Here is a 24801-nt window from a genome sequence, read left to right on the forward strand (position 1 = left end):
GTTATTTATTGTATCGTCACCAAAATACTAAGGTTATACTGAAAAACGTGGATTTCAGGATTTTTTTTCAAAATACATAAGAAAGTTTTTGAAGTAATGAAATAATACATTTTTATATCCTGAAGTAGCGGGAAATAATCTTCACCCCCACTGGATGGTGTTTTGTTAAATGAGAGTCTTTTTCATTGGATTTGGCCAGGCGGGCGGCAAAATAGTAGATATGTTCATAGAACAGGATAAAAAAGCCCCCGTACGAAGCTTTAGAGGAATTGCAGTCAATACTGCAAGAACCGATTTAATGGGTCTCGATAATATTGATTTAAGAGATCGCATTTTAATCGGCCAGACCGTTGTCAAAGGGCATGGTGTAGGAACCGATAATGTTACCGGCGCAAAAATTACCGCCGATGAGATTGACAGCATTATCAACACTGTCGATACAAGAGGAACACATGATATCGATGCATTTGTTGTAGTTGCAGGTCTCGGAGGAGGTACCGGTTCAGGTGGTTCACCTGTTTTGTGCCGTCATCTAAAACGCATATATCGTGAACCTGTTTATGCCCTGGGAATTTTGCCGGCACCTGAAGAAGGCAGACTTTACTCATATAATGCAGCTAGAAGTCTGTCAACACTTGTAAATGAGGCTGACAACACCTTCATCTTTGATAATAGTGCCTGGAAAAATGAAGGAGAAAGCGTAAGATCAGCATATGAACGACTGAATGATGAAATTGTTCGCAGATTTGGTGTTCTCTTCCGTGCCGGAGAGGTAGGAAAGACCGGTGTTGGAGAGATGGTTGTTGACTCAAGTGAGGTCATCAACACACTCCGTGGCGGTGGTGTCACATCAGTCGGATATGCAATAAGTGAGAAGGTCACAAAGAGCGTTAAGCAGAAAAAGGGACTTTTAGGGGGTCTTTCACTCAAGAAGAAAGAGACTTCCGAAGAAGTGCTGACCGGCGAAGACAAATCCGCAAAGGTAATTGGTCTTGTCAGAAGGGCAATGCTCGGGCGACTCACTCTCCCCTGTGATTATACAACAGCAGAGCGTGCTCTTGTGCTAATAGCAGGTCCTCCTGATGAGATGGATCGTAAAGGTGTTGAAAAATCAAAATCATGGGTTGAGGAAAACATAGCCGGTGTTGAGGTTCGTGGCGGTGATTATCCGCTTGAAAGTTCAAAGATAGCCGCAGTGGTTGTACTTGCGACAATCGGTGATGCACCCCGTATCCGCGAACTCCTGGAAATTGCAAAAGAGACAAAAGAAGATGTAATTAAATCCAAGGAGCGCCGTGTTACAATGTTTGATGATGAAGAAATTGATCCACTGTTTGAGTGAGGAAATATGAAAAAAGAAATTCTTTTTTTGATATCTATTGTACTGGCATTATGTCTGGTACACTCTGTTGGTGCAGCAAATTTTGACACTCCTGTTGTAAAATTTACACCAAGTCAGAATTCTTATTCCCCTGGTGATTCTGTATCAGTTAGTGTTGATGTAAAACTTGCAAGTTCGGGTGACAGTACGTTTCCCGCAGCTCATTCCCTTGAAGCTTATACAGAACTTGATGATCCAAGTTGGGAATATACGGTAAAGATTAACGGTCATGGTGAGAGTCAGTCATCCACAAGAAGCTTCCTTACATTAACAGGCTATCTTCTGGATTATCCCTCAGCTTCCAATGAAGTGATTGTAAGTTACCGCATGGAAGGGACTGTCCCTGAAGTTTCAAGTACCGGAGAGAAAATCTTTTTCCAGTTGTCACAGATTGACGGAAGCGGAAACACAGTTTCCGGAGGAGAAGTTGTCTACAAGAAGCTTGTGTTAAATCCGGGAGACATTGACAAACTCAGAGGAATTGTTGAAACTTCACTTGCGACTTTTAACACCCAGATTCAGGATAAACTGAAAATTGGCGTTGACATAAAAGAAGCACAGGCAAAATATGACAGTGCAAGAGAGAAGTTCATAAAGTCTGCAACAGCATCCTATTCCGATGCCAACACCTATCTCTCAGAAGCACAGACCCTGATTGATGAGGGGACGAATCTTCTGAATAAGGCATGGGCACAAAAGGCAATTGATGATGCCCAGGCAAAAATAGACAGTACGGCATTTTATATTACGGATTTCAAGGTAAACCGCAGTATGAACAATGATGCCCGTGTAATCAACATTGAGACGAAGATTGAGTCTGCACAGTCATCATTGAACTCTGCAAAATCACTCATGAATGACGGGAACTATCCGCAAGCCTATACAGTTGCAGAATCTGCACATTCCAAGGCCAGTGAGGCACTCACAGTTTCAGAGGAGCTTTATGAGGAAGTCAGCAAAGGATTCATTCCTGACATTGGTGGAATAGGCATATTTGTTGTAATTGGAATCATTGTAATTATTGCAATTGTCGGAATAATTCTCTACAGGCGTCAGACATCCTGGGATGAACTTGGGTGAAGTAGCATTTATCATCTGTTAGTTAATTCTGACAGACAAAATATCTTTTTTAAGAAAATTTGTTTTCTGAATTTAATTTTTATAAGATTTTGTGTAGTGATATTTTGCCGTGCAGTTCAGAAACGGCTTTGAAAACATCTTAAATGATTTAAAAATTAGCTATCTTTCATGCAACATATTTTAATTGTTTATCTGATTCATAATTCTTCAAAATAATTAATCTCTATTTATCTGAGAAACAAAGGGTCAAAATTGATATAAACTATATCGAAAAAGTGAAAAAATATCAGATGTCTGAAAAATTATAAAAAATGTTTTAGATGTTTCTTATTCAAGCATTTTGTTGATTGCAGCAGCAGCCTTTTTTGCATTGCCCATGGCTTCAATAACGGTTGCAGCACCTGTAGCAATATCTCCTCCGGCAAATACATGCGGAATTGAGGTCTTGCCGTCTTCATCAACAATTACATTTCCTTTTTTACCACGCTCAAGATTATCCATCAGGGATACAAGCAGTGGATTGGGGCTCTGGCCTATTGCTTCAACAACAACATCGACATTTAGTGTGAATTTTGCATCTTTTCCTTCCATAGGGACAGGACGCGGGCGTCCACTGTCGTCAGCATCGCACATTTCCATTCTGACACATTCTATTCCGGAAACAGAGGGGCCGCCGGTTATTTTTGTCGGGTTCGCACAACAGACAAACTCAACACCTTCTTCAATCGCGTTTTTGACTTCCTCTTCCCTTGCAGGGAGGTCTTCTTCACGGCGCCTGTATATCAGGTAGACTTTTGCGCCCATTCTTCTTGCAACACGTGCTGAATCCATCGCAACATTTCCACCACCTATTACTGCAACCCTGCTTCCGTTAATTACCGGAGTGTCATATTCGGGGAATCTGTTGGCATGCATAAGGTTGATTCTTGTCAGAAATTCGTTTGCTGAATAGACTCCGTTCAGGTTCTCTCCTTCAATACCCATAAATGACGGGAGACCTGCTCCTGTGCCCAGGAATACTGCGTCATATGACAAAAGCTCTTCAACCGGAATACTTCTTCCTACTATATGATTGAGTTTGAGCTCAACGCCAAGTTTTAGCACCTGATCGATTTCGGCTCTGACGATTCCTTTTGGAAGTCTGAATGAAGGAATACCGTAGGTTAATACACCGCCGGCAGCGTGCAGTGATTCGAAAATTGTAACCTTGTGTCCTGCACGTGCAAGTTCGGCTGCTGCCGTCAACCCTGCAGGACCGGATCCTACAACTGCCACTCTTTTTCCCGTATGTTTTGCAATATGTGGGGGCCTTGCTCCGTTCTTTCTTTCCCAGTCTGCAACAAATCTTTCAAGAGCACCGATTCTTACAGGCTTTTCCTTAATGCCAAGAACACATTTTCCTTCACACTGGTTTTCCTGAGGGCATACACGTCCGCATATTGCAGGCAGCATATTGTCTTTTTTGATTATATTTGCTGCAAGTCTGAAATCTCTCTCGTTAATTGCGGCTATGAATCCGGGGATATCAATATTTACGGGGCATCCTTTAACGCAGAGTGGTCTTACACATTCCATACATCTTGAAGCTTCCAGTACTGCGTTTTGATCGGATATGCCCTGATCGACCTCATCAAAATCATGTATTCTGATTTTTGGATCTCTTTTACTCATGGTGGTGGCCTCCGCACTCACAGTAATGTTCATGGAACAATTCAAGTGACTGTTTTTCCTGTTCGGGATATATTCTCTGCCTGTTCATCAGTTCATCCCAGTCCACAAGATGAGCATCAAACTCCGGACCGTCAACGCATGCAAACTTTGTTTCGCCGTCTATTGTTACCCTGCATGATCCGCACATCCCCGTGCCGTCGACCATAATCGGGTTAAGGCTGACAAAAGTCTTTACATTGTAAGGTATTGTTGCCATTGATGTAATCTTCATCATAATTGCAGGGCCGATTATCCAGACTGCATCAATGTTTTTGTCTTCAAGTTTCTGCTTGAGAATGTCTGCCGGAAAACCGTGGAAACCGCGGCTTCCGTCATCTGTGCATATTACGAGTTCATCACAGTTTTCTTCAAGTTCATCTGCCAAAAGAAGCAGTTTTTCATTTCGTGCTCCGATTATCCCGGTAACCCTGTTTCCTGCATCCTGTAATGCCTTTGCCAGAATTGGGAGACATGCAATACCGACGCCGCCTCCGATGACAACACAGTGACCCCATTCTTTTATTTCACTTGGGTGTCCGAGAGGGCCTGCAACATCAAGTATTTCATCTCCAACTTTTAATTTTGAGAGATATGTTGTGGTTTTACCAACTGTCATAAAGACGATTCTTACGAGATCTTCTTTTGCAGCAGAGATTGTCAGTGGTATTCTTTCCCCGCTGTCATCAATCCTTATGACTAAAAACTGGCCTGCATGTGCATTTTTTGCGACATGGGGCGCATTTATCCATAATTCAAAAATATTATCAGCAATTTGGGTTGCTTTTTCGACTTTATATGCCAATACTGTCACTCCAGATTCAAAGAATTTGTGAATATAATTTATTCTTCCAACTTCTTTACTTTACGCACTCTCACAGCAACACCGCGTGATGATTTCAACATTTCATCAGCGCCCATAACTGCCTTCCCTGTCGCAATGGCTTTTTCTCCGGTAACCAAAACCTCATCGCCTTCCCTGATTTCAGGATCACAGTCAATGACTCCGGGCGCAAGAACATCTCCTTTTGGAATGAAGTTGTCAATTGATATTTTGTATACCGGACTGATAAGATCCCAGCCTTCCAGAGTAGGACGGAAAAGACCTGTTTCATTGTCAATGCTGAAAAACTGCTTTTTCTTAAAAAGAACTTTTTCGCGTCTGAATTTGCCTTTAAGAAGAAGATTCTTTGTATCGATGTCTTTTCCAAACTGCCAGGAGAGTGTTCCTTTAATTAAATCAGGCTTTATTTTAGGGTAGCCTCTAAGTGCACTTTCAAGGGATTTTAGAGAATCCGATGATGTAAGTCTTTCAGTTGCTGTACATTCATACTCTGTGTTTGTTCTCTCAAGTGCCTCTTTTGCAATCTCAAACGAGTCCCCGTCAAGATGTACAAATACTTTTTCGTACCTGTTTTTTTCAAAGTACCTGGCTATCACATCTGTAATGAATGCCCTTTCCTCACCGTCCCAGTATCCTGTAACAGGTACATCATAGTGTCCTGCCGGATAAATTCGTTCAAGTTCGCGCGGAACTATGCCGAGTGGTGATGTGACAATAATTTCATGTGCCCTGTTTTGTATGGCAGACTGAAACTTCATGTGGCTTTGTGAGTTGGAGTATGGCTTTCTTGCAGAACAAGGTATTAGCACTGCAACATCCGTTCTTGTAGGTACAAAGCGGTCAATTACTCTTTCAACAAAGCGTTTTACTTCAGCTCTCTTGAGCGACTCCCCTGAGTTTGCAAAAAGTCTTTTGGATCTGACTATTGGGATATATTTCTCAATTGTATTGTATGATTCGTCAAACAGGCGGAGAATTGCTACCTGTGATGCGGAATTTCTGCACCTTCTCTCTAAAAATTCCCTTATATGGCCGGATTCAATGAACTGTATTACAGTTGCAATTTCGCAGTCGAGGGCAATTCTGTTATGCATGCGAAGGTCGCCTTTTTTGCACCCTTCACACTGACAAAGGCCTTTTCCGGTAACATCTGCTGCTAAAAATTCCCCGTCAGGGGTGCAGAAAAATCCCTGTGCCGATTTGAGATCGACTGCACGATAGTCAAAGAGATCAAATCCTGCCGAAATAAGTGTTGCAACATTAGACGGCAGGGCAGCACCCGGAATATACCACATGGTATCGGGCGGAGTCCCTGATTTAAGTCCGGTTATTGTCTCAACGAAGAGTCTTGAATTTTCAAGAAGGGTATGAAAATTTGCTGCAAGGAGAACATCGCCTGATTTAAATTCCTGTTTGATTTCCGGATGAATCAGATGAATATTCTGATATGAGGGTGCATAGGCGGATACAAATTTTTCACCCTCCAACACAGGTATATTTGAAAAAGGGTGTTTATCAAGATCCGGGAAATATTCTTCAGGATCAACTGCAAGAGGGGTATTAAGGGAGATTTCTCCTTCTTTGTACAGTCCTGTTCTTGAAAAACCGTCTCTTTTTAAAACTTCAAACATATGAATACCTGCCTTCTATTCCTTTTAGCGCTTCTGATATTACGGATTTCCAACTATCACTGCACGAAATATAAAATGAGGATTCTTCATTTGATTCTATGAGCTTTATGATGCCTTTACAGCCTGAGTTTACCATATCAAAATCCCATTCCGGAATTTCACTCTGACCGACCGGATAGGTCTCGCCGAGTTCCGGAAGATAAGGGCCAAACGGTGGTTTAAATCCGAACACAGTATCATAATCTCCCTTTGTTTCTCTGTCAACTGAGATCAGCACATTTTTTCCTGCAGGAAGTCTTGTGATCATCTCATGGTATCTTAAGACTTCAGTCCTCTGGCAGCTCTCACTTCCACGGTAGAAGAAGCGTCTTTTTGTAATTCTGTCAGACTTTTCCAGCTGATCTGTATATTTCAAAAGTTCCCTGTAACCTTCAAGGAGTCTCGGGTGGTTTCTGCATCGTTCATCTACAAGTTCCCAGAGGGTTCCGTCCAGAATAGACTGTCTTATTCTGGAGATTTCAGCAAGGGTTACGTACATATTATGAAGTGCCAGAAGCCTCTCTTTGTCAGGGGAATTCTTGAGCTCGGCTGCTGTATGTGTCCTGCAGACCTCGCAGGCACATGGCAGTTCATTTAATTCATTCAGTTTGTAACTTCCCTGAGGTGTCATGTATCGTCCCTCACGGGCATAAAGGGCGTATGCTGCCGAGTCAAACACGTCACATCCCATTGCAGCTGCAAGGGCAAACATCGACGGGTGACCGGCGCCAAACAGGTGTATGCAGGAGGAAGGAGAAAGCTTTGATTTTGCGGCCATAACAACCTGTACAAGTTCCTTGTAGCGGTAACTTTCCATCAGCGGAACAACAGCACCTATCGGGCAGAATATGATTCCAAGATCTTTTACCTGGCTGCCTGCACGTTTCCTAAGTTCAGTGTGAATCCCTCCCTGCACCGGTGCGCAGAGATGACCGTCGTCAATAACGCTAAGAGCCTCTGTTATGCGCTCCATTGTTATCTTCAGCTCTTCTTCCGCTTCTTCGAAAGTTTTGTCAGGTCCGGTTGCAATATCCATCGGGACAATTATCTCACTTCCAATGGCACGCTGAAATTTAATTGTGTCAATATTTGAGAAGTCGATGTCCCCATAGACAGAGTGTTGGAAAGCTCCGGAATCAGTCATTATGACGCCGTTGAAATCAAGAACCTTGTGAAGTCCCTCACTGACTGCTCTCTCGTGAAACTCCTCACTTTTATTAAAGATGTACGCATTGGTAATCAGTGCCTCCACACCCATTTTTTCAAGTTCTTTTGGCTTTATAAGCTGAATGTGTGGATTTATTACCGGTAGCAGGAGTGGTGTTTTAACAGTTTTATCGCCGACTCTCAGCTTTCCTGTCCTGCCCATTATATCTTTGTGGATAACTTCAAAACTAATGCTCATAATTTCCTCGTTTAATTAAATATCTGCCCTTCAAATGTCATTATTTCAAATTTTTCTTCCATCCAGCACCCTTTGGGAAGCCCTGCCTTTATACATGTATAATCTAAAAATTCCTTTGGGCTCCAGACATACTCTGTTGCCACCTGTGGCAATAAAAGTCCGCTTGTTCCTGCGCCCCGGATAATCAGGCCGTGTTTTCCTATAATTACATGACTGTCTCTTTTTGATGCAGGGCATGTAAGCCGGACTGGAGGAGTAAGAACTGTTACTTCAAATTCTATTTCTTCAAGTTCTTTTGATGTTACCGCCATAAAACGCGGGTCTTTTGTTGCTGCTGATACTGCTGCGTCTGATATTGCCTCTAAAAGAGGCAGAACGGGATATGGATAACCAATACATCCTCTTAATTCACCGTATTCTCTTATTGTTACAAATACACCTCTTTTTTCCTTGAAAATATCAGTTACCGGCGGACACTCTATATTTATACCCGCGACTTTTGAAAAAACCGCCTTTTTTGCTATACATATCGCAGTCTTTCCTTCATCTTCATCCAGCAGCATCATTACCTACATATATTGCAGGCTGACAATAATAAGATTGAGAGAGAGAGTGCGGCTGACGGTGGCATCTATTTGCTGCTGAGGAAAGTCCCCACACTGACCGGAAGCGCAGCTGCATGTAAAGTGCGGATGGCGAGAGTCATGGCAATGGCACAGAAACGACACGGCCTCAATTCCGAGTTTATGATGCAGGTTAAAACTGCTGAGACGTCTTTAAGGACTGAGGATTCGATGAAACGGTGAATCCCTGCGTGTGCAAGCCGAAGAGAGACATTTAAACAGCACCTCCGGGCTGGTCTCAGGTACGGCGCGTAGCTGAATGTCGCATAAAAACATAATGGGGCTTACTACTCTCACTCATTTGATTCATGATTTAATTTTTAAGGGATAATTATCAGTTTCTTCATCAGGTATGATCAGTTTCAGAATTTTTTTGTTGATGTCATAGTCCTGATTCTTTTTTGGATTAAGATTCAGGTCGATGTAAAGAGCGCCGAAGATACTTTCCACAAGTGAGCCCTTGAGGTGAGCAATTTTTTTGGTATCCTGTGTTGTGATTTTCTTTAGTGTAACAGAATTTTCAAGAAGTTTCCATTTGTCTGATAAATTTGCGAGATTTGTGTTTTGCTCATATTTTTGTCTTTTAACTGTCAGAATGTCTGTATTGATGTCTGCCATATTGCATATGTCAATATCGTCAAGGAGTGCGGATTTGATGACAGTATCTCCAATCCATGCGAGTGTTTTGGCAATTTCAGGAAGTTTTTCCAGATATTTCATTGTTATCCTGTCGATTCCCGAGTGATTGTAGCCATGGTATTCCTCGAGAATTTCCATATAAACATTTTTTGTATTGGACATGAAAAAAGCGGTTACAAGAAAATTGTGGTCATTAAACCTATATCCCAGGTCTCTTTCAATATCAGGGATAATGTTATTTTCTACCACCTCAATTTTTTTAACTATATCTTCCAGCTGATGAATCCATTTCTTTTGTTTATCCTTATCTCTGGAGTTTTTTTCTCCCTTTGACTTTTCATTCAGCCATTTTGATATTGCCAGGACTGCTGTTTTTATATCCTTATATTTGCATTTTGGGAAGAAAAGGAAAGACACAATGATTTTTAAAATGAGCATTATCTGATATAATAATTTCTGATAATATGAACCATGTTAATATGGCTTAAAGAAATTAATATTTATATAGCTTTAATGATTATGAGTAATAATAATGCACATTCCTGATTCCGTAGAAATAAGGGACAAAAGAGTTGAACTCGGTCTTACCCAGGCAGAGGTTGCTGAAAAGGCCGGATTAAGCCAGTCAATGATTGCAAGAATAGAATCTGGCACTGTTGATCCAAGGGTGAGCACACTTAGAAAAATTGTTGAAGTTCTTCAGCGTGCCCAGAGTTCGATGATTACAGCGGCAGATATGATGAAAAGTCCGGTAATAAGTGTTCAGGCAAAAGAGACTGTTGCAAGTACTGTTTCAATAATGGAAAATTACGGTATATCACAGATTCCTGTACTGGATATGGGAGTGCCTGTAGGCTGTATTTCCGAATCTGCGATAATAAATGCGATGGATGAGGGCAGAATCCAGAAAATACAGTCTCAGGTTGTTTCTGATTTTATGGAGGAGGGTTTTCCAACGATTCCTAAATCTACTGATATGGATACGATAATACATATGCTTCATAATCATCATGCGATTCTTGTTGTTGATAAGGGAATTGTGGAAGGCGTTATCACAAAACATGACCTGATTGCAATTATTTCAAGATAAAATAATTCTAAAGCATTTTTGATAAATTATTGAAAAAAGTACATGAAATGAATTTTTAGGCTCTGTCTGATGAAAAGAGCATTAATATATTTTTATGTAAAATTTGATGAAGTCTTAAATTATATTTTTGATACAAGTGATCTTAATACCTTTTCAGGATCATCTGCCTTAACAACACCTGATGCTAGTAGTACACCGTCTGCACCAAGTTCAATTGCCCTTTTAACGCATTCTCCTGTGCTTATGCCTGCACCTGCAAGAACCCTTATACTGCTGTTTTTTTCTTTCACTGCAGTGACTGAATTCTCAATAATTTCAGGATCTGCCGTTGCAACAGATATGCCGCTTCCGATAAGTTCGGGAGGTTCTATTGCAATAAAATCCGGTGAAAAGGATGCTGCTGCTGCACTTGTCAAAATATCATTTGTGCAGACGATTGTCTGAAGATTTGCTTCTTTTGCTGCCTTTACAGATCCGGAAATATCCGCAAGTGTGAGACGCCTCTCCGAGTGATTAATGAGAGTGCCGGTTGCCCCTGCTTCACGCACAGCGCCTGCAAGAATGTGGCCTGTGTGTGCACCGGGATTTATTGCATCTATGTGTTGGGCATAGACCGGAAGATTGTAGTGATTTGACATAGGGTGAATATCCATATACCCCGGAGCAATTCCTATCAATACTCCTGATTCCATTGATACATTTAAGGCAGCCTGTGCAATACTGTGTGCCCTGTGACCGTAACCTTCCTTGTATGCCTTAAAATTAATTATTATTGTAGGGAATTTTTCAGGCATTTTTTCATCTCTTTCATTTATTTCTCTTGATTTTCATCACATCGCCCAGAGTAGGGGTAATATGGCCGGTTTTTCCGGTATCCTGACTTGATTCCATAGACTCAAGAAGGTTTATTTCAAGTTCGGATTCCAGTTTTTTTCTGACATTGTCTTCAGGAATCATTCCTTTTTCAATCTTTTTTATAAGTCCCTCTTTTTCTTTGATTTTAAGTGCAAGTTCTTTTTGTGACAGATTTCTGCTGATACGTGCTTCACGGATGCGTTCGCTGAAGTCTTCAATTATTTCACCATCCATTAAGTCAAACACATCGCGTGTACGTTTTTTTGGTGCAGGTGTCATACCTGGGGCAGAAACTCTTGATATTTTCCCTATATTCTGGTTTCGGGCATTTATTCCGGGTTGCTGTATTTCTGTGCCCAGTTTGGAGCATTTTTGGCATACCCGCATTTTTGCACCGCCAATTGAAACTAGAATTGATTTTCCGCGGATAATTTCCCCGCAAACCTCACATTCTGACATGTTAATCGCAAACATCTATATATTGAACTATCCCTATATAACTATTTGAGGAAGCGGATGCCAGAAGGCCGAAAACCCGAATCAGATTCAAACACTGAAGAAGTTACAAGATATCTTCTTGACAGAATTTCCAGTTTGGAAAACAGGAATATAGAACTTAGAGAAGAGAACAGACAGGTTGAATCTGAGAAAAAGTTTTTGGAGAGTCAGAAAACCCGCTATGAGAGAGAGATCCGAAAACTCAAAGGTGAAATTGAGAAATTAAGGAGTCCTCCTTTAATAATCGGAAAAATAACCGATGTTGCCGGTGATAACAGGTATGTTGTCCAGTCAAGCGCAGGTCCTGTATTTATGGTACGTGCATCCGGTTTTATTGAGCCTGAAGACTTAAAAGCCGGAGTCAGGTGTACTCTTAATCAGCAGTCCCTGGCAATAGTTGACCTGCTGCCTCAGACTTTTGATTCCCAGGTTTACGGGATGGAAGTGGAAGATCCACCTGTTGAAAATTATTCTGATATAGGAGGGCTTGAAGATCAGATTCTGGAGATTAAGGAAGCTGTTGAGCTCCCGCTTTGCAAGCCTGAACTGTTTGAAAAAGTCGGAATTTCCCCGCCCCGCGGTGTATTGCTTCACGGCCCCCCTGGTACCGGCAAAACTCTTCTTGCAAGAGCCGTTGCGCATGAAACCAATGCCAAATTTTTAAGGGTTGTTGGTTCAGAACTTGTCCAGAAATATATTGGTGAAGGTGCAAGACTTGTCAGGGAGCTTTTTGAACTTGCAAAGAGGGATGCTCCATCAATAATATTTATTGATGAAATAGATGCAATCGGGGCGCAGAGGACAGAAAGCCTCACCTCGGGAGATCGCGAAGTTCAAAGGACACTTATGCAGCTTTTGGCGGATCTGGACGGCTTTAAGAACCGTGGCGATGTAAAAATAATCGGTGCCACCAACAGAATTGATATTCTCGACCCGGCGCTTCTAAGGCCCGGCAGGTTTGACAGAATGATTGAGATACCAGAACCCGATGTTGACGGAAGGTATGCAATTTTAAAAATTCATTCAAAAAACATGAGCCTTGGAGAAAGTATTTATCTGGAAAATATTGCTGAGCTGACTGAAAGAATGAATGGTTCAGATCTCAAATCAATATGCACAGAGGCCGGAATGTTTGCCATTCGAGATGACAGGGATACAATAGAAATGGCCGACTTTGTAATGGCAATTGATAAAGTCAGGCATAATCAAAAGGGCAGTGTAAGTGAACTTTCAGACGGAGCAATGTTCGCCTGAATAGATCAAAAATTTACTACTACTCCTTTTCAGATTCGCTGCACCAGACTTCAAAAACAATATCATTGGAATCTACAAAATCCGGATAATCCTCTTTTGAAGAATGTGATTCCATCCAGATCTCATCAGAGATGATATTCTCTTTTATTCCAATTAATTTGGAGAAATCCCATGTTTCACCCAATTTAATGTCACGCTCATATATCTCAAGAGCAAATTTGTGTGAACAGTAAAGTTCGGGTGATATCTCATAAAGGATCTCGGAAACATAACGCCTGATGTACCATTTAAGCTCTGATACAAGGGATAATGCACTACCCAAAGTGGCATTTTCAATTATTATCCCGTATTCTGTTTCTTTTGGTTTGTAAAAACGGAGAATATTTCTGCTTGTCTCAGATGAAACAAGTGTTTTGTATAACAAAACACCTTCCTTTTGAACAAACAGAAGATTCATGATTCTCAGATATACATTATATCTTCAGTTTTGTTTTTCTTTCTTACCTTTAAGACGGCATCTTCAAAGTTTTTCATTGTGACATAATTCAGGTCTTTTCTGACTGCAATCATTCCTGCCTCACGGCATATTGCCTGAATTTCCGCCCCTGTGGTATTTTCTGTTAATTTGACAAGATCCAGGAGATCCACGTTCTTCATGTTAAGTTTTGAAGAGTGAATCTTGAGGATTTCAAGTCTTGCACTTTCATCAGGGAGTGATACTTCCAAAATCCTGTCAAATCTTCCCGGACGAAGGAGTGCGGGGTCAAGCATGTCAACACGGTTTGTGGCTGCCATTATCCTGACATTTCCGCGGTTGTCAAAACCGTCCATCTCTGCAAGCAGCTGCATTAATGTTCTCTGTACTTCAGCACTTCCTGAAGTGCCATCCTGAGTACGCATACTTCCTATTGAATCTATTTCGTCTATGAAGACAATTGCCGGGCTTCTTTCACGGGCGAGTGTAAAGAGATCCCTGACAAGCTGTGCGCCTTCACCAATGAACTTATGCACAAGTTCACTTCCCGACATCCTTATGAATGTGGCGTTTGCCTGGTTTGCAACTGCCTTTGCAATAAGGGTTTTTCCTGTTCCGGGAGGTCCGTACAGCAGAATTCCTTTTGGAGGTTCAACTCCTATTCTTTCGAATACCTCCGGTTTTGTCAGAGGATATTCAACTGCTTCTCTTACTTCTTCAATCTCTTCTTTGAGACCTCCAACATTTTTAAAGGATACATTTGGTGACTCCTCGAGTTCCATTACCCGTACCCTTGTATCGAAGGTATTGCCAATAATTTTCACGATTGATAAAGCGTTATTGACGGCGACTTTCATTCCGGGCCTTAACTGACCCTGAAGTGCTTCAAGAGAATGTGTAATATATTCCTGATTGTTTCCCTGCTGACGCAGGTAAACTTCGCCGCTTTCAAGAATGTCGACTACTGCTGCAACAAAGAGTGGAGGACGCTTGAGTTGGTTATTTTCTTTTTTAAGCTGAGCATTATCTTTTTCAAGGCGGCTCACTTCTCTGTTGAGGACTTCGACCTTCATCCTCAGGTCCTGGACCTGTTCGTTTAATTCCTGAATCCGGGGCTTTGAAATATTATCTTCATCCGGATTATTGAAGATGGTCTCATCCATGTTACTTTATATCTTAATCTTACAACATTTATTAGGTATGTCTTTTACAATTAAGGGTAGAGGTATTTCAAAAGGTGAAGGTAAAGGTGCTCTTCTGGTCAGCCCTGAGCCTATATCCTTTCTGTCCGGCGTAGATCCCGAGACGGGGATAGTAATAGAAAAAGGACATTTTCTGGAAGGAAAATCTATTGCAGGGAAAGTACTTGCTTTTCCTTACGGCAAAGGGTCAACGGTTGGTTCTTATGTCATGTATGCCCTTAAAAGAAACAATAAAGCTCCTGCTGCAATAATCAATGAAGAAGCCGAAACTATCATTGCAACAGGGGCAATAATTGCCGACATTCCAATGGTTGACAAACCACAGAAGTCTCTTTTGGATATGGCTGACGGTACAAGTGTATCAGTTGACGGAAATACCGGTGAGATAATAGTAGAATGAATCTTTTTTCATTATCAACCTAAAATCTATAATATTTTGGAGGCGTGCATTGCATTACTTCGTTTTACTTACTGATGACTGTAATTTGAACTGTTCATACTGTCGGGGAAAAATTTTTGAAGTACCTGACTTTGATTTTCAGAGTATCGACATTGACGAAACTCTTCCCTGTGAAGCCAGCTTCAATCCCGGGACACTATATTCCTTTCTTTCAAAGGATGAAGAAGCGGTTTTAACATTTTACGGAGGAGAACCCCTCTTAAGAGACGATCTCATAAAAGAGATGATGGACAACGCACCGGTAAAGGATTTTATGATACATACAAACGGGACCCTTTTAAACCTTCTTCCATCATCGTATATCAACCGTTTCAGGTCAATATTCGTCTCAATAGATGGTAACAGGTCTCTAACCGACATGTGCAGGGGAGCCGGCACTTATGAAAGGATAATAAATAATCTTGTAGATATTTCAAAAAATGGCTATAAGGGTGAAATTATCGGGAGAATGACTGTCACGGAAAATACGGATATATACGAATCTGTGAGGTTTCTATCTTCAAACGATGATTTTTCTTTTTCTTCTATTCACTGGCAGATTGACGGAAACTTCTGGAATGATTATTCTCTCAGGGAAAATTTTTCCAGATGGGTACATGATACGTATAATCCCGGGATATCAATGCTTATCAGGTACTGGGTAAATGTGATGGAAGAAGAAGGCAGGGTTTTAATGTGGTATCCATTCGTTGGAACTATGGGTGACCTGTTATCCGGCTATAAGAAATCACCTCTTAGATGCGGGAGCGGATTTGCGAATTATAGTATTATGCAGGATGGGAGTATTGCTCCCTGTCCCTGTATGGCAGGCATGAAAGATCACTATTGCGGACATATAGATACGTCTTCCCCCTGTACAGCTAAAAAAGAGTGCATCTCAGGAGAGTGTCTCAAATGTGATATTCTGGATTTTTGCGGAGGCAGATGTCTTTATTCAAATATTACCCGGCCATGGCCTGATGAAGGCAGAAGGGCAGTATATGAGACTGTAAAAAATCTGAAAAATTGCATTGAGTCGGAACTTCCAAGGGTAAAAGGGCTGATTGAGGAAGGGGTTGTTTCGCCGGAATCCTTTGAGTATATAAAATACAATGGCTGTGAGATAATTCCATAAAATTTCAGGACAGAACTGATTATACATGAAGGTTAACTGGAGAAACATAAAATGGGCCAGGAATTCCTATGCAGTTTTGTATGCTGCATGTGAGAAGAACAATATTACATTAAATCCGGTTGACCATCCTGAAGATGATGTTACCTTATACAGTCTTAATTCAATTAATGCCGGTCAGTATCTTGATGAGATGAAAGATGCCGGGTGTATTACAATAGCCGGAGGGCCTCATCCTTCGGCCAGATATGAAGATATCCTGAATTATGCTGACTATGTTATTGTTGGTGAGGGTGAACATACTCTTCCTGCTCTTTTAAAGGCAATTGAGAATAATTCCCCTGTTCTTCCAAGAGGTGTGGCAACAAAGGGACAATACATAAAATGTGACAAATGCGTATTTCTTGATGCCTATGAACCGTTTACCAGGGTGAAAGGTTACATAGAAGTTTCCCGTGGTTGTCCTTTCGGGTGCGGCTACTGTCAGACCCCTCGTCTTTTCGGAGGTCACATGAGGCACCGGTCAATTGATGCAATAGTCAGGGCATCTGAGGCTTACAGTGATGTTCGTTTTTTGACACCGAATGCACTTTCCTATGGTTCGCGTGATGGAAGAAAACCGGCATTTGAAAAACTAAAAAAACTCCTTGGAAGTTTTGACAGGGATAAAAATCTCTATCTGGGTACTTTTCCAAGTGAGGTAAGGCCTGAATTTGTTACGGATGAATCTGCAGAGATAATTGTTGATTTCTGCAAAAACAAAAAACTGCATTTTGGTGCGCAATCAGGCAGTGAAAGGGTATTAAAAGCAATAAACCGTGGCCATACAACTGAAGATGTCATAAATGCGGTAGAAAAATGCAAAGATTATGGGATATTTCCAATAGTTGACTATATAGTAGGTCTTCCTGGTGAAACAAAAGAGGATCAAAAAGAAACCATTGAGCAGATAAAATGGGTTTGCAGGTTTGGAAAGGTGCATGCCCATTATTTTACGCCGCTCCCCGGTACCCCTCTTGCAGATGAAAAACCTGCGCCCCTGATTCCTGAAATTGAAAAAACTCTTGGGAGGCTTTCACTTGCAGGCCGTGCAACAGGTTCGTGGATGAATGCTGAGTTAAGATTTTTTACAAAGAACAAAAATCAATAATCAATGATGAAAGTTCTTGTGCTGACTGATCTTCATGGTCAGTATGGCAAAGTTGGTTCATTTATGGATTTAGGGCCTGACATGGTCATAATTTCCGGTGACCTTACTGATATGGGTCCCCTGGAACCGGTCATCCCGATGCTTGATGAGATAGATGTCCCATGCTTTGCAGTTCCCGGGAACTGTGATCCAAAAGAGATTATTGAAACGCTTGAGGAATCCGGCGCAGTTTCTCTTCATGGCTCTTCGCTGACTTTGGGAAAGATTACGCTTGTCGGAGTCGGAGGCTCAAATCCTACCCCGTTTAACACACTCTTTGAACTGAATGAAGAAGAAATTGATTCAATTCTGACCACGGCGGAAAAAAGAGTAAAACCCAATGTACACAATATTCTTGTTTCTCATGCTCCCCCTCTTGGAACACTTGACAATGTAGGGGATGCAAATGTTGGGAGCAGTTCGCTAAAAGAGCACATGAAAAAATACGATCTCATATGCTGCGGACATATCCATGACGACTACGGAGTAAAAGAGATTGACGGAACAATTGTTGTGAATCCGGGTCCCGCAGCTGATGGCAGGTGTGCCCTTGTAACTCTTGGAGATGAGGCAAAGGACATCAAAGTTGAGCTTATAACAGTCTGAAAATATTTTTTTTATGTGTATGAAGGCGGTTCATGTCTTCATATGGAATTTTCTTTTTCAAGTACCATTTCAAGATATGATTTTGTGATATGGTCTCCAATAATTCCAAGCTCATTTTTTGCCTTTTCAATTAAGGATAATGCATTTTCATTATCATCTGTCACGACTTCAATCTCTACAAAAGTTCCGATGCCCGAAATATCGTCAAGTGCAATTGTTGTGCCCATGAATCTGTATTCCTCTCTTGTTTTAATCACAGTCTCTGATTTTCTGTAACCAAGCCTGAGAAGAATTTTTTCAAGGGTTTCTGGGTCATTAAAAGATATATTGAACTCCTCTCGTGCCTTTGCGGAACTTCCCTTTAGTTTTGGCCCTTTATATGTGATTTCCGTATTATCATCTGTTACCCTTATGCGAAGTGCCTCATCTGTTTTTGCAAAGTCTCTGTCCGGGGCATTGAAGTACATGTCCTTTTGGACGCTTTTACCAAGAGATTCTGCCTTTTTATTCACTAATAACTCCTTTATCGGAAGATGTGAGTTTACCTTAATTTTTGCTTCGACTTCAAGCATCCTGCATCACTTATATAGGTTGATTTAACCAACTAATATAGACAGGTGTAATTATATGGCAATAAAAGAAGGAGATTTTGTCAAACTGAATTATACAGGTTCAGTCGAGGGTACTATATTTGATACTACCTCTGAGGAAGTTGCGAAAGAAAACGGTACATTTTCCGAAGGAAAGGAATACAAGCCTATTGTAATACGCGTAGGTGGAAACCACGTAATCCCCGGACTTGACGAGGATCTTGCCGGAAAAGAAGCCGGACAGGAATATGAAATCGTAATCCCTCCTGAAAAGGCATATGGAGATCACGACTCATCACTTGTAAAGTCTGTTCCAACAAACGAGTTCAAGGAAAAACCTGCAGTCGGAATGCGTGTTACAGCAGACGGACGTCAGGGTGTTGTTGCAAATGTTGTCGGAAAGCGTGCAGTAATTGATTTTAACCACATGCTTGCAGGCCAGACTCTCAACTACAAGTACACCATTGAAGGAGTTGTAGAGGATTCAGTTGAGCAGGCAGGTGCTGTTTTTGACCTCTTTGTAGGACGTGAACTTGAGATGAGCCTTGAAGACGGTGTTTTAACAGTAATTCTCCCTCCGGGCATCACATATGATCAGCGCTACATGATGGGCAAGGGAATGGCTGTTCATCAGATCTTTGAGTTTGTAGAAGAGATCAATGAAGTTGTGTTAAAAGAATCATTCAAGAGGCCTGAAAAAGCAGAGCCTGTTGAAGAAGCAGCTGAAAAATCAGAAGAGTAAATAAAGAATACTCTTTTTTTAAAAATTCTATTCTAAAAAAAGGTGCGTGAAAAGAAAATTTTCAGGCACTCTATGATAATAATCACAAATTGATTTCTATTAAAAATAATTTGTTATCTGTTACATTAACAGATTATACGGGATATTTCTGAGATAAATAATTCATGCAATTGCAAATCTTAAAAGTGCAGCAATTCCTCCGAGTGCATCAAGCTGTCTGCCCGGATCAAATTCCGTTGAGAGAACAATCACAGATGCCCGCATATTTTCTGCCTTTTCAAGTATCTCTTCGGTTTTTCTGTCACGAAGAAGTCTGTCACAGACTAAAATGTGCTCAACCGCACCAAAGTCAACAGCCGATGAAACTTCCGAGAATCCGTATGCGGCATTTCCATCGGATGATAATCTTTTTATTAGTTCTTCCATGGCCTCTACTTCACGTCTGAGCTGTATGTCTTCAGTTATTTTGTCAAGCACTCCGAGACCTATTACTTCCTGTACTGCACCTCTGCCGATACGGCGTGTTTCTGCCGTAATGCATCTTGCTGCAACTTCGGGGTTTTTGGAATTTGCAAAGGCCATAAAGTCATCCTTAACAAACCCCGGTCCTGCAATAACCACAGGGCCTGTAATATGAAGCATATTATCCAGGATATCAGCGAAAAATGCCTGACGGTTATTTAAGCCTTCACGTTTTCCTGTGCCGCTTATGATACCGGTTACAAGCTCAGGGCCGTACTGCCGTATCCTGAATATTTCAGCTTCTCCTTCTTCCACTGTGATGATGTGAATCAGACCTGTTGTGGATGCCTTCACGGCTCTCTCAATTCTTTCAAGATCTGTTTGTCTCCAGTTTTTGACAACCGAGATTTCATGGCCTGCCTCGACATTAAGAGTATGGTAAAATCCTGTATCCGGGCCGTATTCTATTACCCCTGAAACTCTCAGCCTGTTGGCATTATGGTGGAACTCAACTTTTTCCACTCTGATTCCCAGTCTTACAGGTTTTTTCTCAGTTTTTTCCGGTCTTGCCTTGTCAGTTGCACTGTCAAGACTTCTGAAAGTCGTTGCATATGAGAGATCTCCATAGGAAATCAGATGCTGGAGGTGCCATAAATCATCGATATTTTCAGGAAAAAGTTTAATCTCTCCGAATGATTTTTTCAGATCACCATATTCAGCCTTCATATTCACTCCTCAATAATATCCGATCCGCCCGGCGGTATGAAAGCAGCGATCCCTTCAGTATTAAGGATTTTTTTAAGGCTTTTCTGCTCATCGGCAGGTATTTTTTCCTTTATGGCTTTTAAGACCTTTTTTGCCGCATCATTTGATTCATATGTGCCCGGTTTTAACTCAACATAGTATTTTGCACGCTTTTTAACGGCAGAAACAGGTCCGCCGATAACACCAAGGGAAGGTTCGTACTGAAGGCCTATTGCGACTCCCAGGGGAACATCGCGGAAATATTTTCTCTCTCCCCTTATTACAAACGCTCCTCTTGCAACATATTCCCCTGACTCGGCAGTTTTGGATACCTGTTCACGGTTTGCAACATATACATCGCCTTCAAAATGTCCTGCTTTCCATATGTTTGAATATGATGCGGCAAACTGTGCCACTTCATCCATGCATTCGGTATCTCCCTTTATGATGACGACACTTCCTCCATGGACATCGGCATGTGCAAATCTGTCGTTCCCTTCAAGGTATTTTTTAACAATTTCTTCATTTGTTCCGGCATCCCTGCCGCCGATAACCAAAACCCCGTCACTTGTGAAAAACCACCTGAAGCGGTGATACCATTTCGGTTTAAGGAATACAAACTCTTTTTTCTTTTTTGGAGGCTCTTTTTCCACAAATCTTTCCATTGCAGCGAGAGCTCCGGTCTTCTTCTTTTTGTATTTCTTGATTTCGTTGTAATACCTGTTGGCATTCGATTCAAGACTTTCATGTACATAAATCCTTATGCGGTTTTCATCCAGATTGATATCAACCGATGAATCCTGTGGATAAACTCTTAGAATATTCTTTGTTGAAGGACTGTCGCTTTCTTTAAGAATTTTCTCAATATCCTGCCATGAATGGGATTTGCTTGCTTTGTCAAGGACTTCAATTATATTTGATAAAAGCTGGTAATTTGCATATATTGAGTTAACTTTTTTCTGCAAATCTTCAACTTTGGCGTCAAAACCAATAATAGCCTGTTTCTGACGGTTTCTGATGATCTCTGACTTTGAGAGTCCCTGTAATTTATTTCCCTTTGCCGATTTTTTGGACTCTGCAGTTTCTTTTAAAGCCGGGTAGAATAATTCGAGAGCTTTATTGTAACTTTCAAAATCATTCAATTTCTCTTCATCTGACAGCAGAAACGGCCAGCAGCCGGATTTTGTGATTACTGCGTTTATTCCTTCTTCCGATTCGTGAATAATTTCATTATAAGCATCTAAAATTACCTTTGGATCTGCTTTATCTGAAGAAATCAGCTTATCAGAATCAGCCCTTTTACAAATTTCCTCTGCATATTTCCCACCAGTCATAAGGTCGGAAGCAATCGTTCTTACAAGATCTTTTTCTGATGAAGAAAGAATTTCCCTGAGTTTTTCTTCAGTTAGATCTTTCAGACTCTCTCCGGGGAATACATATAATTCGCCCGGGAAAATTTTACGATCCTTAAATCTGTGATTTTTCAGGGGATTGATTATAATGTATTCCTCATCACAGAGTACTGCATTACCCTCATCAAAGAGTTCAAAGATTAGATGATACCGTTTTTCAGTTTTGCCGATAGTAAAGTCGAGAATTCTTTGAAGACCATACTGGCTTATATCCAAAATTCTTCCGCCCGAGAGATATTTTCTTAAAAACATTGAATATCCTGACGGGCTTGGAGGTGATGGCGGCAGATTTTCAGTGAGGTGGGCGCGCCGTCCACACTCCACAAGAAAACTGAATTTCTGGCGGTCATCTCCATTGAACTTAAAACCGAAAGTACTCCCGTTATACTGGTAAACTTTGCCAATCCATAAAGGGAGGCAGGATTTTAGTTCAAAGAGCATTGAGTGTACATCTATGCCGCTCATTCCTGTTTGTGTTGCCATTATATACCAAACTACATATTGTCTGAAAACCAAAAAATAACCACTGGTGTCTTGATGAGTGAGGAAAATATTGTTGAAAGCATAGAAGAGACAACAAAAGCGGAGGATGTGCAAAAGACTCCTGAAGACAAGATGAAAGGACACCGCGAGCGAATGTTGCGGACAGGTGTTGCCTGCTTCATGGGAATTATTACCGGAGTTATATCTTTTATTGTAATAGGAGATCCTACATCAGTAACGGGAGAACCAAAAGGTATACTTGGTGTTCTGCTATTGCTTGCAGGAATTGTGTTTCAAAAACATGCATTCATTGCCCTTAAAATAGATCTCTCCGGACTTGGAGGAAAAGACTGGTTTTATCAGGGATTTATGGCATTTGCTTTCTGGTTTATTTCATGGACAATTCTTCTTTCACTACAATAATACTTAACCAATAATTGATTTTTTAAGGATGATTTTATGCGAATAGCAGTAGTTCATAAAAACAGATGCCATTCCAAAAAATGCGGTAAAGAATGTATATTATACTGCCCGCGTGTAAGAACCGGTGATGAAACAATTGTTATCGGTGAGAACGGAAAAGCGGTAATTTCAGAGGAGCTTTGTGTGGGTTGTGGTATTTGTGTCAAAAAATGCCCGTTTGAGGCTCTGGATATAATCACTCTCCCCCAGGAACTGGACTATCCCACCCACAGGTATGGTCAGAATGGTTTTGCACTCTATGGAATAGCGATACCACTTGAAGGAAAAGTAACAGGTATTCTTGGTGCAAACGGTATCGGTAAAAGTACGGCGGTCGGAATATTATCAGGCCAGCTGATACCTAATCTTGGAAATATTGAGGAAGAGCCCACGTGGGAAGGGATATTAAAGGAATACACCGGAACCGAGCTTTATGATTATCTGAATATGGTTGCCGGAGGCAATGTAAAAGTTGCTGTCAAACCCCAGTATATCGATCACATCCCAAAGGTATTCAAGGGAAAGGTAAGGGATCTCCTATCTTCAGCAGATGAAAGAGGCGTCCTTGAGAGCTATGCGGCAGAACTTAAGCTTGAAGCAATACTTGACAGGGAAATTGGAAAAATATCCGGTGGAGAACTTCAGCGCATTGCACTGGCCGCCTGCCTTTCACGTAATGCGGATTTTTATTTCCTTGATGAAATTACTCCTTACCTTGATATATATCAGAGAATGGCAGCTGCAAAACTTATCCGCGAGGTTGCAGAAGAAAAACCTGTCATGATTGTAGAGCACGACCTTGCGATACTTGATATGCTTGCAGATAATGTTCATGTTGCATACGGAAAGCCCTCGGTTTTTGGTATAATCACAAGGCCAAAAGGTGTCAGAGTTGGTATAAACCAGTATCTTGAAGGTTTCCTTCCTGAAGAGAATGTTCGTTTCAGGGATTATTCGGTAACCTTTGAAACAAGAGCTCATACGCGTGATTCCGACAGACAGACTCTGTTTGAATTCCCTGCAATGAGTAAAAGCTATGATGGCAAATTTACATTGAATGTCAGAGGCGGGGATATCAAAGCCGGAGAAGTTCTCGGACTTGTTGGTGCAAACGGTATTGGAAAGAGTACTTTTGCAAAACTTCTTGCAGGTGCCGAAAAACCTGACAATGGGGAGCTTGAGACAACACTAAAGGTTGCATATAAGCCCCAGTATATTAAATCCGACTCATCCGATACGGTTGAATTTCTTTTAAGAAGAACAACAAGCAGGTTTGACACTTCCTATTACCAGCATGAGATAATCGAGCCCCTGTCCCTTGATACGATCATGCAGTCACAGGTTGATCATCTCTCCGGTGGAGAGCTTCAAAGGGTTGCAATAGCACTTTGTCTTTCCCAGAGTGCAGACCTGTATATTCTGGATGAACCAAGCGCACACCTTGATGTCGAACAGCGTGTGAAACTAGCCCGTGTATTAAGGCGGCATGCGGAAGGTAGTGAGTCGGGTGTTTTGGTAATTGACCATGATATCTATCTAATAGACATGATAAGTGAGCGTCTTTTTGTATTTGACGGGCAGCCCGGCGTATCCGGAGAGGCTGTCGGGCCTTTTGACATGAAAGACGGCATGAACTATTTCCTCAAGGAACTGGAAGTTACTTTCCGCAGAGATAAGAGCGGAAGACCCAGAATAAACAAACCCGGAAGCTATTTGGATCGTGAGCAGCGTTCCATTGGCGAATACTATTATGCTGATATTAGCAAAACATAATCTTTAATTTTATAGAGATTGACTATTTTTTTTAATTATTATTT

General features: G+C 41.3%; 24 protein-coding genes and 1 other RNA gene. 12 read left to right on the forward strand and 13 right to left on the reverse strand.

The window, feature by feature from the left end:
- Nucleotides 1-169 precede the first annotated feature (169 nt).
- Together F1737_RS02245 and F1737_RS02250 are read left to right on the forward strand one after the other, a co-directional pair.
- Nucleotides 170-1342 carry a tubulin/FtsZ family protein gene (locus F1737_RS02245; RefSeq protein ID WP_317137158.1) on the forward strand — a complete coding sequence of 391 codons (1173 nt, stop codon included), beginning with the start codon at nt 170-172 and terminating at the stop codon, nt 1340-1342.
- 6 nt (nt 1343-1348) lie between these two features.
- Nucleotides 1349-2461 carry a hypothetical protein gene (locus F1737_RS02250; protein ID WP_317137159.1) on the forward strand — a complete coding sequence of 371 codons (1113 nt, stop codon included), beginning with the start codon at nt 1349-1351 and terminating at the stop codon, nt 2459-2461.
- 327 nt (nt 2462-2788) lie between these two features.
- Here F1737_RS02250 and gltA read toward each other — a convergent pair whose 3' ends face one another.
- The 5 genes from gltA to F1737_RS02275 are packed head-to-tail and all read right to left on the reverse strand — an operon-like array spanning nt 2789 to nt 8653.
- Complete coding sequence (gltA, locus tag F1737_RS02255) at nt 2789-4132, reverse strand: NADPH-dependent glutamate synthase (RefSeq protein WP_317137160.1); 1344 nt, start codon at nt 4130-4132, stop codon at nt 2789-2791.
- Nucleotides 4125-4973 carry a sulfide/dihydroorotate dehydrogenase-like FAD/NAD-binding protein gene (locus tag F1737_RS02260; RefSeq protein WP_317137161.1) on the reverse strand — a complete coding sequence of 283 codons (849 nt, stop codon included), beginning with the start codon at nt 4971-4973 and terminating at the stop codon, nt 4125-4127. Before F1737_RS02260 ends, gltA begins: the two co-directional genes overlap by 8 nt.
- Nucleotides 4974-5011: 38 nt before the next feature.
- Entirely contained in the window at nt 5012-6643 is a 1632-nt protein-coding gene (arcS, locus tag F1737_RS02265) for an archaeosine synthase subunit alpha (protein WP_317137162.1), read from the reverse strand.
- Complete coding sequence (gene tgtA / locus F1737_RS02270) at nt 6636-8087, reverse strand: tRNA guanosine(15) transglycosylase TgtA (protein WP_317137163.1); 1452 nt, start codon at nt 8085-8087, stop codon at nt 6636-6638. Before tgtA ends, arcS begins: the two co-directional genes overlap by 8 nt.
- An 11-nt stretch (nt 8088-8098) precedes the next feature.
- A complete protein-coding gene (locus F1737_RS02275) occupies nt 8099-8653 on the reverse strand; it encodes a TIGR00296 family protein (RefSeq protein ID WP_317137164.1) in 555 nt (184 codons plus the stop codon).
- A gap of 36 nt (nt 8654-8689) precedes the next feature.
- Here F1737_RS02275 and rnpB point away from each other — a divergent pair.
- Nucleotides 8690-9009: RNase P RNA component (gene rnpB, locus F1737_RS02280), an RNA gene on the forward strand.
- A gap of 7 nt (nt 9010-9016) precedes the next feature.
- Here the strand turns inward: rnpB and F1737_RS02285 are convergent.
- Complete coding sequence (locus F1737_RS02285; RefSeq protein WP_317137165.1) at nt 9017-9787, reverse strand: ribonuclease III domain-containing protein; 771 nt, start codon at nt 9785-9787, stop codon at nt 9017-9019.
- 94 nt (nt 9788-9881) lie between these two features.
- On the opposite strand from F1737_RS02285, the gene F1737_RS02290 reads away from it, so the two are divergent.
- Complete coding sequence (locus F1737_RS02290) at nt 9882-10439, forward strand: CBS domain-containing protein (protein ID WP_317137166.1); 558 nt, start codon at nt 9882-9884, stop codon at nt 10437-10439.
- A 119-nt stretch (nt 10440-10558) separates the two neighbouring features.
- Here F1737_RS02290 and tpiA read toward each other — a convergent pair whose 3' ends face one another.
- Together tpiA and F1737_RS02300 are read right to left on the reverse strand one after the other, a co-directional pair.
- Entirely contained in the window at nt 10559-11233 is a 675-nt protein-coding gene (tpiA, locus tag F1737_RS02295; RefSeq protein WP_317137167.1) for a triose-phosphate isomerase, read from the reverse strand.
- A 13-nt stretch (nt 11234-11246) separates the two neighbouring features.
- A complete protein-coding gene (locus F1737_RS02300; RefSeq protein WP_317137168.1) occupies nt 11247-11753 on the reverse strand; it encodes a multiprotein bridging factor aMBF1 in 507 nt (168 codons plus the stop codon).
- Nucleotides 11754-11810: 57 nt separating this feature from the next.
- Here F1737_RS02300 and F1737_RS02305 point away from each other — a divergent pair, with 57 nt between their 5' ends.
- Complete coding sequence (locus F1737_RS02305) at nt 11811-13046, forward strand: proteasome-activating nucleotidase (RefSeq protein ID WP_317137169.1); 1236 nt, start codon at nt 11811-11813, stop codon at nt 13044-13046.
- Nucleotides 13047-13065: 19 nt separating this feature from the next.
- On the opposite strand, the gene F1737_RS02310 is transcribed toward F1737_RS02305, so the two are convergent.
- Both F1737_RS02310 and F1737_RS02315 read right to left on the reverse strand, forming a co-directional pair.
- Entirely contained in the window at nt 13066-13503 is a 438-nt protein-coding gene (locus tag F1737_RS02310; protein WP_317137170.1) for a DUF5804 family protein, read from the reverse strand.
- 5 nt (nt 13504-13508) lie between these two features.
- A complete protein-coding gene (locus F1737_RS02315; RefSeq protein WP_317137171.1) occupies nt 13509-14684 on the reverse strand; it encodes a proteasome-activating nucleotidase in 1176 nt (391 codons plus the stop codon).
- Nucleotides 14685-14721: 37 nt separating this feature from the next.
- Between F1737_RS02315 and F1737_RS02320 the strand changes: the two genes are divergently transcribed.
- The 4 genes from F1737_RS02320 to F1737_RS02335 are packed head-to-tail and all read left to right on the forward strand — an operon-like array spanning nt 14722 to nt 18089.
- Nucleotides 14722-15123, forward strand: a complete 402-nt coding sequence (locus F1737_RS02320) for a DUF126 domain-containing protein (RefSeq protein ID WP_317137172.1) — start codon at nt 14722-14724, stop codon at nt 15121-15123.
- A gap of 49 nt (nt 15124-15172) precedes the next feature.
- On the forward strand, nt 15173-16297 hold the full coding sequence (locus F1737_RS02325) for a TIGR04084 family radical SAM/SPASM domain-containing protein (protein ID WP_317137173.1): 1125 nt from the start codon (nt 15173-15175) through the stop codon (nt 16295-16297).
- Nucleotides 16298-16322: 25 nt separating this feature from the next.
- Nucleotides 16323-17444: a TIGR04013 family B12-binding domain/radical SAM domain-containing protein gene (locus F1737_RS02330; RefSeq protein ID WP_317137174.1), complete on the forward strand. Its 1122-nt coding sequence runs from the start codon at nt 16323-16325 to the stop codon at nt 17442-17444.
- 3 nt (nt 17445-17447) lie between these two features.
- Nucleotides 17448-18089: a metallophosphoesterase family protein gene (locus tag F1737_RS02335; protein WP_317137175.1), complete on the forward strand. Its 642-nt coding sequence runs from the start codon at nt 17448-17450 to the stop codon at nt 18087-18089.
- A gap of 38 nt (nt 18090-18127) precedes the next feature.
- Here F1737_RS02335 and cyaB read toward each other — a convergent pair whose 3' ends face one another.
- A complete protein-coding gene (gene cyaB / locus F1737_RS02340; protein WP_317137176.1) occupies nt 18128-18661 on the reverse strand; it encodes a class IV adenylate cyclase in 534 nt (177 codons plus the stop codon).
- A gap of 55 nt (nt 18662-18716) precedes the next feature.
- Here cyaB and F1737_RS02345 point away from each other — a divergent pair, with 55 nt between their 5' ends.
- Nucleotides 18717-19421: an FKBP-type peptidyl-prolyl cis-trans isomerase gene (locus tag F1737_RS02345; RefSeq protein ID WP_317137177.1), complete on the forward strand. Its 705-nt coding sequence runs from the start codon at nt 18717-18719 to the stop codon at nt 19419-19421.
- Between the two features lie 162 nt (nt 19422-19583).
- Here F1737_RS02345 and F1737_RS02350 read toward each other — a convergent pair whose 3' ends face one another.
- Nucleotides 19584-20609 (reverse strand): mRNA surveillance protein pelota, encoded by a 1026-nt coding sequence (locus F1737_RS02350; protein ID WP_317137178.1) that lies wholly within the window; start codon nt 20607-20609, stop codon nt 19584-19586.
- Between the two features lie 2 nt (nt 20610-20611).
- The gene (gene rqcH, locus F1737_RS02355) at nt 20612-22522 is read right to left on the reverse strand and encodes a ribosome rescue protein RqcH (protein ID WP_317137179.1); all 1911 of its coding nucleotides are present in this window, start codon (nt 22520-22522) and stop codon (nt 20612-20614) included.
- Nucleotides 22523-22576: 54 nt separating this feature from the next.
- Here rqcH and F1737_RS02360 point away from each other — a divergent pair, with 54 nt between their 5' ends.
- Both F1737_RS02360 and F1737_RS02365 read left to right on the forward strand, forming a co-directional pair.
- Nucleotides 22577-22945, forward strand: a complete 369-nt coding sequence (locus tag F1737_RS02360; protein ID WP_317137180.1) for an EMC6-like membrane protein — start codon at nt 22577-22579, stop codon at nt 22943-22945.
- A 36-nt stretch (nt 22946-22981) separates the two neighbouring features.
- Nucleotides 22982-24757, forward strand: a complete 1776-nt coding sequence (locus tag F1737_RS02365) for a ribosome biogenesis/translation initiation ATPase RLI (protein WP_317137181.1) — start codon at nt 22982-22984, stop codon at nt 24755-24757.
- Nucleotides 24758-24801 lie beyond the last annotated feature (44 nt).

It is taken from the genome of Methanoplanus sp. FWC-SCC4, from assembly GCF_032878975.1.
Taxonomy (GTDB): domain Archaea; phylum Halobacteriota; class Methanomicrobia; order Methanomicrobiales; family Methanomicrobiaceae; genus Methanochimaera; species Methanochimaera problematica.